Genomic DNA, 12,576 nt, shown 5'->3' with positions numbered 1-12,576 from the left:
TCGTACCGTTGGCGCGGGCGTGGTTGCTAAAGTTCTCGGCTAATCGCTGATAACATTTGACGCAATGCGCAATAAAAGGGCATCATTTGATGCCCTTTTTGCACGCTTTCACACCAGAACCTGGCTCATCAGTGATTTTATTTGTCATAATCATTGCTGAGACAGGCTCTGAAGAGGGCGTTTATACACCAAACCATTCGAGCGGTAGTGCGACGGCAAATCAGTATCCTTCTTTGCAACAGCAGGGCAGGGGCGACAGAACCGTCAGCGTTGAAGCAATTTGAATAGTTAAGTGTATAATCCGAAACTTAATTTCGGTTTGGATCGCCTCGCCCCCGCGGGGTGAAATTGTTTGTAGAATACTTCTGACAGGTTGGTTTATGAGTGCGAATACCGAAGCTCAAGGGAGCGGGCGCGGCCTGGAAGCGATGAAGTGGATTATCGTTGCCGTGCTGCTGATCGTGGCGATCGTGGGCAACTTCCTTTATCGCGACATTATGCTGGCGGTGCGTGCGCTGGCCGTGGTTATTCTTATTGCTGCTGCCGGTGGCGTCGCGCTGTTGACGACGAAAGGTAAGGCGACCGTTGCTTTTGCTCGCGAAGCGAGAACCGAAGTTCGTAAAGTGATTTGGCCGACTCGCCAGGAAACGCTGCATACTACGCTGATTGTTGCTGCCGTGACTGCAGTAATGTCACTGATCCTGTGGGGACTGGATGGTATTCTGGTTCGCCTGGTCTCCTTTATCACTGGCCTGAGGTTCTGAGATGTCTGAAGCTCCTAAAAAGCGCTGGTACGTCGTTCAGGCGTTTTCCGGTTTTGAAGGTCGCGTAGCCACGTCGCTGCGTGAACATATCAAATTACACAACATGGAAGAGTTATTTGGTGAAGTCATGGTCCCGACCGAAGAAGTGGTTGAGATCCGTGGCGGCCAGCGTCGCAAAAGCGAACGTAAATTCTTCCCGGGCTACGTTCTGGTCCAGATGGTCATGAACGACGCAAGCTGGCACCTGGTGCGCAGCGTACCGCGCGTGATGGGCTTCATCGGCGGTACCTCTGACCGTCCGGCGCCGATCAGCGACAAAGAAGTCGACGCCATCATGAATCGTCTGCAGCAGGTTGGCGATAAGCCGCGTCCGAAAACGCTGTTTGAACCGGGTGAAATGGTTCGCGTTAACGACGGTCCGTTCGCTGACTTTAACGGCGTGGTGGAAGAAGTGGACTATGAGAAGTCCCGCCTGAAAGTTTCCGTTTCTATCTTCGGTCGTGCGACCCCGGTAGAACTGGACTTCAGCCAGGTTGAGAAGGCGTAAGCCGGCGATCAAAAAAGCAGCGATTTAATCGTTGCATAGGGCGCGAAATTGGCATACAATTTCGCGCCTTTTGTTTTTATGGGCCCGGCCCGTAAAACGATGTTTAATCACGGGGAGCTTCTCTGAAGCGTTAATACCCAATTTGAGGATTTAAGAATGGCTAAGAAAGTCCAAGCCTACGTCAAGCTGCAGGTTGCAGCTGGTATGGCGAACCCGAGCCCGCCGGTCGGCCCAGCACTGGGTCAGCAGGGCGTGAACATCATGGAATTCTGCAAAGCGTTCAACGCCAAAACTGATTCCCTGGAGAAAGGTCTGCCGATCCCGGTTGTTATCACCGTTTACGCTGACCGTTCCTTTACCTTTGTTACCAAGACTCCGCCGGCTGCTGTTCTGCTGAAGAAAGCTGCAGGCATCAAGTCTGGTTCCGGTAAGCCGAACAAAGATAAAGTGGGTAAAATCTCCCGCGCTCAGCTGCAGGAAATCGCGCAGACCAAAGCTGCCGACATGACTGGTGCCGACATTGAAGCGATGACTCGCTCCATCGAAGGTACTGCACGTTCCATGGGCCTGGTAGTGGAGGACTAAGAAATGGCTAAACTGACCAAGCGCATGCGCGTGATCCGTGAGAAAGTTGATGCAACTAAACAGTACGACATCAACGAAGCCATCGCTCTGCTGAAAGAGCTGGCCACCGCTAAATTTACCGAAAGCGTAGACGTTGCCGTTAACCTCGGCATCGACGCGCGTAAATCTGACCAGAACGTCCGTGGCGCAACTGTACTGCCGCACGGTACTGGCCGTTCCGTTCGCGTAGCCGTATTTACCCAGGGCGCAAACGCTGAAGCTGCTAAAGCTGCAGGCGCTGAGCTGGTAGGTATGGAAGATCTGGCTGAGCAGATCAAAAAAGGCGAAATGAACTTTGACGTTGTTATTGCTTCCCCGGATGCAATGCGCGTTGTTGGCCAGCTGGGTCAGGTTCTGGGTCCGCGTGGCCTGATGCCGAACCCGAAAGTGGGTACCGTAACTCCGAACGTTGCTGAAGCGGTTAAAAACGCGAAAGCAGGTCAGGTTCGTTACCGTAACGACAAAAACGGCATCATCCACACCACCATCGGTAAAGTGGACTTTGACGCTGACAAACTGAAAGAAAACCTGGAAGCTCTGCTGGTTGCGCTGAAAAAAGCAAAACCGACTCAGGCGAAAGGCGTGTACATCAAGAAAGTTAGCATCTCCACCACCATGGGTGCAGGTGTTGCAGTAGATCAGGCTGGCCTGAACGCTTCTGCAAACTAATGCCTTTACGTGGGCGGCGAATTTGTCTACAATCTTCGCCCACGTTTGCTAACGATGGTTAGCAGGTAACCGAATTGTTCGTTGGAGCCTGGCCTATCCAGGCCTCCGTCGAAGACCGCAGGTGTTTCGCAAGAAACTTAATCCCCTGCGTAGACGGTGACAGAACGCTAAGATTATTTTTGGATATTCTGGCTTGTTTCTGCTCACCGTATTTAGACGCTCTATTCGTTGAATTGAGTGAAGTGAGTTCCAGAGCATAGGCTCTGGCAAACATCCAGGAGCAAAGCTAATGGCTTTAAATCTTCAAGACAAACAAGCGATTGTTGCTGAAGTCAGCGAAGTAGCCAAAGGCGCGCTGTCTGCAGTAGTTGCGGATTCCCGTGGCGTAACTGTAGATAAAATGACTGAACTGCGTAAAGCAGGTCGTGAAGCTGGCGTATACATGCGTGTTGTTCGTAACACCCTGCTGCGCCGCGTCGTTGAAGGTACTCAGTTCGAGTGCCTGAAAGACACGTTTGTTGGTCCGACCCTGATTGCATACTCTATGGAACACCCGGGCGCTGCTGCTCGTCTGTTCAAAGAGTTCGCGAAAGCGAATGCAAAATTTGAGGTCAAAGCCGCTGCCTTTGAAGGTGAGCTGATCCCGGCGTCGCAGATCGACCGCCTGGCAACTCTGCCGACCTACGAAGAAGCAATTGCACGCCTGATGGCAACCATGAAAGAAGCTTCGGCTGGCAAACTGGTTCGTACTCTGGCTGCTGTACGCGATGCGAAAGAAGCTGCTTAATCGCAGTTATCATTGTAAAGCATTCGCTTACGTATAAACTTATTCTGATATTCAGGAACAATTTAAATGTCTATCACTAAAGATCAAATCATTGAAGCAGTATCCGCTATGTCCGTAATGGACGTTGTTGAGCTGATCTCTGCAATGGAAGAAAAATTCGGTGTTTCCGCTGCTGCTGCTGTAGCTGTAGCTGCTGGCCCGGTTGAAGCTGCTGAAGAAAAAACTGAATTCGACGTAATTCTGAAAGCTGCTGGCGCTAACAAAGTTGCTGTTATCAAAGCAGTACGTGGCGCGACTGGCCTGGGTCTGAAAGAAGCTAAAGACCTGGTAGAATCTGCTCCGGCTGCACTGAAAGAAGGCATCAGCAAAGACGACGCTGAAGCTCTGAAAAAATCTCTGGAAGAAGCTGGCGCTGAAGTTGAAGTTAAATAAGCCAACCCTTCCGGTTGCAGCCTGAGAAATCAGGCTGAGGCTGGTGACTTTTTGGTCACCAGCCTTTTTGCGCTGTAAGGCGCCAGTAGCGTTTCACGCTGTTTGACTACTGGTTTGCCTCTCAATGCTTGTTTCTATCGACGACTTAATATACTGCGACAGGTTAGGGTTCCTGGGCTGTGTAAATCGCAATGAAATGGTTTAAGCGTGATAGCAACAGGCATTGCGGAAAGTGTTCCATTTTCCGGTCAACAAAATAGTGTTGCATAAAAAACTGCCCTCTGCGGGCAGATGGGTCGACTTGTCAGCGAGCTGAGGAACCCTATGGTTTACTCCTATACCGAGAAAAAACGTATTCGTAAGGATTTTGGTAAACGTCCACAAGTTCTGGATGTGCCATATCTCCTTTCTATCCAGCTTGACTCGTTCCAGAAGTTTATCGAGCAAGATCCTGAAGGGCAGTACGGTCTGGAAGCTGCTTTCCGTTCCGTGTTCCCGATTCAGAGCTACAGCGGTAATTCCGAGCTGCAATACGTCAGCTACCGTCTGGGCGAACCGGTTTTTGACGTTAAAGAATGTCAGATCCGTGGCGTGACTTACTCTGCACCGCTGCGCGTAAAACTGCGTCTGGTGATCTACGAGCGCGAAGCGCCGGAAGGCACCGTCAAAGACATTAAAGAACAAGAAGTCTACATGGGCGAAATCCCGCTCATGACCGACAACGGTACCTTCGTCATCAACGGTACCGAGCGTGTTATCGTTTCTCAGCTGCACCGTAGCCCGGGCGTCTTCTTTGACAGTGACAAAGGTAAGACTCACTCATCCGGTAAGGTTCTGTATAACGCACGTATCATCCCTTACCGCGGTTCCTGGCTGGACTTCGAATTCGACCCGAAAGACAACCTGTTCGTTCGTATCGACCGTCGTCGTAAGCTGCCGGCTACCATCATCCTGCGCGCGCTGAATTACACCACTGAGCAGATCCTTGACCTGTTCTTCGAAAAAGTGGTCTTTGAAATTCGCGACAACAAGCTGCAGATGGAGCTGATTCCGGAGCGTCTGCGCGGTGAAACCGCCTCCTTCGATATCGAAGCCAACGGCAAAGTGTACGTTGAGAAAGGCCGTCGCATCACGGCTCGCCATATCCGTCAGCTGGAAAAAGACGATATCAAGCATATCGAAGTGCCGGTTGAATATATCGCGGGCAAAGTGGCGGCTAAAGACTATATCGATGAAGCGACTGGCGAACTGATCTGCCCGGCGAACATGGAGCTGAGCCTGGATCTGCTGGCTAAGCTGAGCCAGTCTGGCCACAAGCGCATCGAAACGCTGTTTACCAACGATCTGGACCACGGTCCATACATCTCTGAAACGGTACGCGTCGACCCGACTAACGATCGTCTGAGCGCGCTGGTAGAAATCTACCGCATGATGCGCCCTGGCGAGCCGCCGACTCGTGAAGCCGCTGAAAGCCTGTTTGAGAACCTGTTCTTCTCCGAAGACCGCTACGATCTGTCCGCGGTTGGTCGTATGAAGTTCAACCGTTCTCTGCTGCGCGACGAAATCGAAGGTTCCGGTATCCTGAGCAAAGACGACATCATCGAAGTGATGAAGAAGCTCATCGATATCCGTAACGGTAAAGGCGAAGTGGACGATATCGACCACCTCGGCAACCGTCGTATCCGTTCCGTTGGCGAAATGGCGGAAAACCAGTTCCGCGTTGGCCTGGTACGTGTAGAACGTGCGGTGAAAGAGCGTCTGTCTCTGGGCGATCTGGATACCCTGATGCCTCAGGATATGATCAACGCCAAACCGATTTCCGCAGCAGTGAAAGAGTTCTTTGGTTCCAGCCAGCTGTCTCAGTTTATGGACCAGAACAACCCGCTGTCTGAGATCACGCACAAACGTCGTATCTCCGCACTCGGCCCAGGCGGTCTGACCCGTGAGCGCGCAGGCTTCGAAGTTCGAGACGTACACCCGACTCACTACGGTCGCGTATGTCCAATCGAAACACCTGAAGGTCCGAACATCGGTCTGATCAACTCCCTGTCCGTATACGCGCAGACCAACGAATATGGCTTCCTTGAGACGCCGTATCGTAAAGTGACCGACGGTGTGGTTACCGACGAAATTCACTACCTGTCTGCTATCGAAGAAGGCAACTACGTTATCGCTCAGGCGAACTCCAACCTGGATGAAAACGGCCACTTCGTAGAAGATCTGGTGACCTGCCGTAGCAAAGGCGAATCCAGCTTGTTCAGCCGCGACCAGGTTGACTACATGGACGTATCCACCCAGCAGGTGGTATCCGTCGGTGCGTCCCTGATCCCGTTCCTGGAACACGATGACGCCAACCGTGCATTGATGGGTGCGAACATGCAACGTCAGGCCGTTCCGACTCTGCGCGCTGATAAGCCGCTGGTTGGTACCGGTATGGAACGTGCTGTAGCCGTCGACTCCGGCGTTACTGCCGTTGCTAAGCGCGGCGGTACCGTTCAGTACGTGGATGCTTCCCGTATCGTTATCAAAGTTAACGAAGACGAGATGTACCCGGGCGAAGCGGGTATCGACATCTATAACCTGACCAAATATACCCGTTCTAACCAGAACACCTGCATCAACCAGATGCCTTGTGTGTCCCTGGGCGAACCTATCGAGCGCGGCGACGTGCTGGCCGACGGCCCGTCCACCGACCTCGGTGAGCTGGCGCTGGGTCAGAACATGCGCGTCGCGTTCATGCCGTGGAACGGCTACAACTTCGAAGACTCCATCCTCGTTTCCGAGCGTGTTGTCCAGGAAGACCGTTTCACCACTATCCATATTCAGGAACTGGCGTGCGTGTCCCGTGACACCAAGCTGGGGCCGGAAGAGATCACCGCTGACATCCCGAACGTGGGTGAAGCTGCGCTCTCCAAACTGGATGAATCCGGTATCGTTTATATCGGTGCGGAAGTGACCGGCGGCGACATTCTGGTTGGTAAGGTTACGCCGAAAGGTGAAACCCAGCTGACGCCGGAAGAGAAACTGCTGCGTGCGATCTTCGGTGAGAAAGCGTCTGACGTTAAAGACTCTTCTCTGCGCGTACCGAACGGTGTCTCTGGTACCGTTATCGACGTTCAGGTCTTTACCCGTGACGGCGTAGAAAAAGACAAACGTGCGCTGGAAATCGAAGAGATGCAGCTGAAGCAGGCCAAAAAAGACCTGTCTGAAGAACTGCAGATCCTCGAAGCCGGTCTGTTCAGTCGTATCTACGCGGTGCTGGTCTCCGGTGGCGTTGAAGCTGAGAAGCTCGACAAACTGCCGCGCGATCGCTGGCTGGAACTGGGCCTGACCGACGAAGAGAAACAAAATCAGCTGGAACAACTGGCTGAGCAGTACGACGAACTGAAACACGAGTTCGAGAAAAAACTCGAAGCGAAACGCCGCAAAATCACCCAAGGCGACGATCTGGCACCGGGCGTGCTGAAGATTGTTAAGGTATACCTGGCCGTTAAACGCCGTATCCAGCCTGGTGACAAGATGGCAGGTCGTCACGGTAACAAGGGTGTTATCTCTAAGATCAACCCGATCGAAGATATGCCGCACGATGCTAACGGTACGCCGGTAGATATCGTCCTGAACCCGCTGGGCGTACCGTCTCGTATGAACATCGGTCAGATCCTGGAAACTCACCTGGGTATGGCTGCGAAAGGCATCGGCGATAAGATCAACGCCATGCTGAAACAGCAGCAGGAAGTCGCGAAACTGCGCGAGTTCATCCAGCGTGCCTACGATCTGGGCGCTGACGTTCGTCAGAAAGTTGACCTGAATACCTTCAGCGATGAAGAAGTTCTGCGTCTGGCTGAAAACCTGCGTAAAGGTATGCCGATCGCAACGCCGGTGTTCGACGGTGCGAAAGAAGCGGAAATTAAAGCGCTGCTGCAGCTGGGCGACCTGCCGACTTCCGGTCAGATCACCCTGTTCGACGGCCGCACCGGTGAGCAGTTCGAGCGTCCGGTAACCGTGGGTTACATGTACATGCTGAAACTGAACCACCTGGTCGACGACAAAATGCACGCGCGTTCCACCGGTTCTTACAGCCTGGTGACTCAGCAGCCGCTGGGTGGTAAGGCGCAGTTCGGTGGTCAGCGCTTCGGTGAGATGGAAGTGTGGGCGCTGGAAGCATACGGCGCAGCCTACACCCTGCAGGAAATGCTCACCGTTAAGTCTGATGACGTGAACGGTCGTACCAAGATGTATAAAAACATCGTGGACGGCAATCACCAGATGGAACCGGGCATGCCGGAATCCTTCAACGTACTGTTGAAAGAAATTCGCTCGCTGGGCATCAACATCGAACTGGAAGACGAGTAATTCTCGCTCAAACAGGTCACTGCTGCCGGGTTAACGCCCGGCAGCGGAATGTGCTAACTCCGACGGGAGCAAATCCGTGAAAGACTTATTAAAGTTTCTGAAAGCGCAAACTAAAACCGAAGAGTTTGATGCGATCAAAATTGCTCTGGCTTCGCCAGACATGATCCGTTCATGGTCTTTCGGTGAAGTTAAAAAGCCGGAAACCATTAACTACCGTACGTTCAAACCTGAGCGTGACGGCCTTTTCTGCGCCCGTATCTTTGGGCCGGTAAAAGACTATGAGTGCCTGTGCGGTAAGTACAAGCGCCTGAAACACCGCGGTGTGATCTGTGAGAAGTGCGGCGTTGAAGTGACCCAGACTAAAGTGCGTCGTGAGCGCATGGGCCACATTGAGCTGGCATGTCCGACTGCGCACATCTGGTTCCTGAAATCCCTGCCGTCCCGTATCGGCCTGCTGCTGGATATGCCGCTGCGCGATATCGAACGTGTACTGTACTTTGAATCCTATGTGGTTATCGAAGGTGGCATGACCAACCTCGAACGCAACCAGATTCTGACCGAAGAACAGTACCTGGACGCGCTGGAAGAGTTCGGTGACGAATTCGACGCGAAGATGGGTGCGGAAGCGATCCAGGCGCTGCTGCGCAATATGGATCTGGAGCAGGAATGCGAGCAGCTGCGTGAAGAGCTGAACGAAACCAACTCCGAAACCAAGCGTAAAAAGCTGACCAAGCGCATCAAGCTGCTGGAAGCCTTCGTACAGTCTGGCAACAAGCCGGAGTGGATGATCCTGACCGTTCTGCCGGTACTGCCGCCAGATCTGCGTCCGCTGGTTCCGCTGGATGGCGGTCGTTTCGCGACGTCTGACCTCAACGATCTGTATCGTCGCGTGATCAACCGTAACAACCGTCTGAAACGTCTGCTGGATCTGGCTGCGCCGGATATCATCGTACGCAACGAAAAACGTATGCTGCAGGAAGCGGTTGACGCCCTGCTGGACAACGGTCGTCGCGGTCGTGCGATCACCGGTTCTAACAAACGTCCTCTGAAATCTTTGGCCGATATGATCAAAGGTAAACAAGGTCGTTTCCGTCAGAACCTGCTCGGTAAGCGTGTTGATTACTCCGGTCGTTCTGTTATCACCGTAGGTCCATACCTGCGTCTGCATCAGTGCGGTCTGCCGAAGAAAATGGCGCTGGAGCTGTTCAAACCGTTCATCTACGGCAAGCTGGAACTGCGTGGCCTGGCCACCACCATCAAAGCCGCTAAGAAGATGGTTGAGCGCGAAGAAGCTGTCGTTTGGGATATCCTGGACGAAGTTATCCGCGAACACCCGGTCCTGCTGAACCGTGCGCCGACCCTGCACCGTCTGGGTATCCAGGCATTCGAACCGGTTCTGATCGAAGGTAAAGCCATCCAGCTGCACCCGCTGGTTTGTGCGGCATACAACGCCGACTTCGATGGTGACCAGATGGCTGTTCACGTACCGCTGACGCTGGAAGCCCAGCTGGAAGCGCGTGCGCTGATGATGTCTACCAACAACATCCTGTCCCCGGCGAACGGCGAACCAATCATCGTTCCGTCTCAGGACGTTGTACTGGGTCTGTACTACATGACCCGTGACAGTGTTAACGCCAAAGGCGAAGGCATGGTGCTGACTGGCCCGAAAGAAGCTGAGCGTATTTATCGCGCCGGCCTGGCCTCTCTGCATGCGCGCGTTAAAGTGCGTATCACTGAATACGAAAAAGACGACAATGGTGAGTTTGTCGCGAAAACCAGCCTGAAAGACACGACCGTTGGCCGTGCCATTCTGTGGATGATCGTACCGAAAGGTCTGCCGTTCTCTATCGTGAACCAGGCGCTTGGCAAGAAAGCGATCTCCAAGATGCTGAACACCTGTTACCGTATTCTGGGCCTGAAACCGACCGTTATTTTCGCGGACCAGACGATGTACACCGGCTTTGCTTACGCAGCGCGTTCAGGTGCATCCGTTGGTATCGATGACATGGTCATCCCGGAGAAAAAATACGAAATCATCAGCGAAGCGGAAGCGGAAGTTGCTGAGATTCAGGAACAGTTCCAGTCCGGTCTGGTGACCGCGGGCGAACGTTATAACAAAGTTATCGATATCTGGGCTGCGGCGAACGATCGTGTATCCAAAGCGATGATGGATAACCTGCAAACCGAAACCGTGATTAACCGTGACGGTCAGGAAGAGCAGCAGGTTTCCTTCAACAGCATCTACATGATGGCCGACTCCGGTGCGCGTGGTTCTGCTGCACAGATTCGTCAGCTGGCCGGTATGCGTGGTCTGATGGCGAAGCCGGATGGCTCCATCATCGAAACGCCGATCACCGCGAACTTCCGTGAAGGTCTGAACGTACTCCAGTACTTCATCTCCACGCACGGTGCGCGTAAAGGTCTGGCGGATACCGCACTGAAAACAGCGAACTCCGGTTACCTGACTCGTCGTCTGGTCGACGTTGCCCAGGACCTGGTCGTCACTGAAGACGACTGCGGCACCCTGGAAGGCATCACTATGACGCCGGTTATCGAAGGTGGCGACGTTAAAGAGCCGCTGCGCGATCGCGTACTGGGTCGTGTAACGGCGGAAGACGTGCTGAAGCCGGGTACCGCGGATATTCTGGTTCCACGCAACACGCTGCTGCACGAGCACTGGTGTGACCTGCTGGAAGCGAACTCCGTTGACTCCGTCAAAGTGCGTTCCGTTGTATCCTGTGACACCGACTTTGGTGTATGTGCGCACTGCTATGGTCGTGACCTGGCGCGTGGCCACATCATCAACAAAGGTGAGGCTATCGGCGTCATCGCGGCACAGTCCATCGGTGAGCCGGGTACACAGCTGACGATGCGTACGTTCCACATCGGTGGTGCGGCATCTCGTGCGGCTGCTGAATCCAGCATCCAGGTGAAAAATAAAGGTAGCATCAAGCTCAGCAACGCGAAGTCGGTTGTGAACTCCAGCGGTAAACTGGTTATCACTTCTCGTAACACCGAGCTGAAGCTGATCGACGAATTCGGTCGTACCAAAGAGAGCTATAAAGTGCCTTACGGTGCGGTTATGGCGAAAGGCGACGGTGAGCAGGTTGCCGGCGGTGAAACCGTCGCAAACTGGGATCCGCACACCATGCCGGTTATCACCGAAGTGAGTGGTTTTATCCGCTTCACTGACATGATCGACGGCCAGACCATTACTCGTCAGACCGACGAGCTGACCGGTCTGTCTTCGCTGGTGGTTCTGGACTCTGCAGAACGTACCGCAGGTGGTAAAGATCTGCGTCCGGCGCTGAAAATCGTTGATGCTCAGGGCAACGACGTTCTGATCCCAGGTACCGATATGCCTGCTCAGTACTTCCTGCCGGGTAAAGCGATTGTTCAGCTGGAAGATGGCGTACAGATCAGCTCTGGTGACACCCTGGCGCGTATTCCGCAGGAATCCGGCGGTACCAAGGACATCACCGGTGGTCTGCCGCGCGTTGCGGACCTGTTCGAAGCACGTCGTCCGAAAGAGCCGGCTATTCTGGCTGAAATCAGCGGTATCATTTCCTTCGGTAAAGAAACCAAAGGGAAACGTCGCCTGGTTATCACCCCGGTAGACGGTAGCGAGCCGTACGAAGAGATGATTCCGAAATGGCGTCAGCTCAACGTGTTCGAAGGTGAACGTGTAGAACGTGGTGACGTAGTTTCCGACGGTCCGGAAGCACCGCACGACATTCTGCGTCTGCGTGGCGTACATGCTGTGACCCGTTACATTGTTAACGAAGTCCAGGACGTATACCGTCTGCAGGGCGTTAAGATTAACGATAAGCACATCGAAGTTATCGTTCGTCAGATGCTGCGTAAAGCCACCATCGAAAGCGCAGGCAGCTCCGACTTCCTCGAAGGCGAGCAGGTGGAATACTCCCGCGTCAAGATCGCAAACCGCGAACTGGAAGCGAACGGCAAAGTGGGCGCAACGTTCTCCCGCGATCTGCTGGGTATCACCAAAGCGTCTCTGGCCACCGAGTCCTTCATCTCCGCGGCATCGTTCCAGGAGACCACTCGCGTGCTGACCGAAGCAGCCGTTGCGGGCAAACGCGACGAACTGCGCGGTCTGAAAGAGAACGTCATCGTGGGTCGTCTGATCCCGGCCGGTACCGGTTATGCGTACCACCAGGATCGTATGCGCCGTCGCGCTGCTGGCGAACTGCCGGCGGCACCGCAGGTGAGCGTGGAAGAAGCATCTGCCAACCTGGCAGAGCTGCTGAACGCAGGTCTGGGCGGTTCTGACAACGATTAATCGTTGATGCACTGCTAAAAAGCCGGTCAGGAAACCTGACCGGCTTTTTTATTGCCTGTTCTCCGCTTTCCCCTTCTTTAATTACATTTACGCCATATCC

The 12,576-nt window shown here is 53.7% G+C and carries 8 protein-coding genes; all 8 read left to right on the top strand.

Annotated elements, in window-relative coordinates:
- Window positions 1–380 precede the first annotated feature (380 nt).
- The gene (secE, locus tag ACOI7Z_RS25520; protein WP_002883772.1) at window positions 381–764 is read left to right on the top strand and encodes a preprotein translocase subunit SecE; all 384 of its coding nucleotides are present in this window, start codon (window positions 381–383) and stop codon (window positions 762–764) included.
- A 1-nt stretch (window position 765) separates the two neighbouring features.
- Window positions 766–1,311 carry a transcription termination/antitermination protein NusG gene (nusG, locus tag ACOI7Z_RS25515; protein WP_001287521.1) on the top strand — a complete coding sequence of 182 codons (546 nt, stop codon included), beginning with the start codon at window positions 766–768 and terminating at the stop codon, window positions 1,309–1,311.
- A gap of 156 nt (window positions 1,312–1,467) precedes the next feature.
- The gene (rplK, locus tag ACOI7Z_RS25510; protein WP_002884034.1) at window positions 1,468–1,896 is read left to right on the top strand and encodes a 50S ribosomal protein L11; all 429 of its coding nucleotides are present in this window, start codon (window positions 1,468–1,470) and stop codon (window positions 1,894–1,896) included.
- Between the two features lie 3 nt (window positions 1,897–1,899).
- The gene (gene rplA, locus ACOI7Z_RS25505) at window positions 1,900–2,604 is read left to right on the top strand and encodes a 50S ribosomal protein L1 (RefSeq protein ID WP_002884036.1); all 705 of its coding nucleotides are present in this window, start codon (window positions 1,900–1,902) and stop codon (window positions 2,602–2,604) included.
- 289 nt (window positions 2,605–2,893) lie between these two features.
- A complete protein-coding gene (gene rplJ / locus ACOI7Z_RS25500; protein ID WP_001207203.1) occupies window positions 2,894–3,391 on the top strand; it encodes a 50S ribosomal protein L10 in 498 nt (165 codons plus the stop codon).
- A gap of 66 nt (window positions 3,392–3,457) precedes the next feature.
- Window positions 3,458–3,823 (top strand): 50S ribosomal protein L7/L12, encoded by a 366-nt coding sequence (gene rplL, locus ACOI7Z_RS25495; RefSeq protein ID WP_002884142.1) that lies wholly within the window; start codon window positions 3,458–3,460, stop codon window positions 3,821–3,823.
- Window positions 3,824–4,147: 324 nt separating this feature from the next.
- Complete coding sequence (gene rpoB, locus ACOI7Z_RS25490; protein ID WP_004206758.1) at window positions 4,148–8,176, top strand: DNA-directed RNA polymerase subunit beta; 4,029 nt, start codon at window positions 4,148–4,150, stop codon at window positions 8,174–8,176.
- 76 nt (window positions 8,177–8,252) lie between these two features.
- Window positions 8,253–12,476 (top strand): DNA-directed RNA polymerase subunit beta', encoded by a 4,224-nt coding sequence (gene rpoC / locus ACOI7Z_RS25485; protein ID WP_023291591.1) that lies wholly within the window; start codon window positions 8,253–8,255, stop codon window positions 12,474–12,476.
- The last annotated feature ends 100 nt before the right edge of the window (window positions 12,477–12,576 follow it).

It is taken from the genome of Klebsiella sp. C283 (assembly GCF_048822555.1).
GTDB lineage: Bacteria > Pseudomonadota > Gammaproteobacteria > Enterobacterales > Enterobacteriaceae > Klebsiella > Klebsiella quasipneumoniae.
The sequence above is the reverse complement of the archived record's forward strand: the minus strand, read 5'-3'. Positions and strand labels throughout refer to the sequence as shown.

Excerpts from the sequence above, each read along its gene's own strand:
- secE (WP_002883772.1), top strand. The coding sequence starts at position 381 with ATGAGTGCGAATACCGAAGCTCAAGGGAGCGGGCGCGGCCTGGAAGCG.
- rplA (WP_002884036.1), top strand. The coding sequence starts at position 1,900 with ATGGCTAAACTGACCAAGCGCATGCGCGTGATCCGTGAGAAAGTTGAT.
- rplJ (WP_001207203.1), top strand. The coding sequence starts at position 2,894 with ATGGCTTTAAATCTTCAAGACAAACAAGCGATTGTTGCTGAAGTCAGC.
- rpoB (WP_004206758.1), top strand. The coding sequence starts at position 4,148 with ATGGTTTACTCCTATACCGAGAAAAAACGTATTCGTAAGGATTTTGGT.
- rplL (WP_002884142.1), top strand. The coding sequence starts at position 3,458 with ATGTCTATCACTAAAGATCAAATCATTGAAGCAGTATCCGCTATGTCC.
- rplK (WP_002884034.1), top strand. The coding sequence starts at position 1,468 with ATGGCTAAGAAAGTCCAAGCCTACGTCAAGCTGCAGGTTGCAGCTGGT.
- nusG (WP_001287521.1), top strand. The coding sequence starts at position 766 with ATGTCTGAAGCTCCTAAAAAGCGCTGGTACGTCGTTCAGGCGTTTTCC.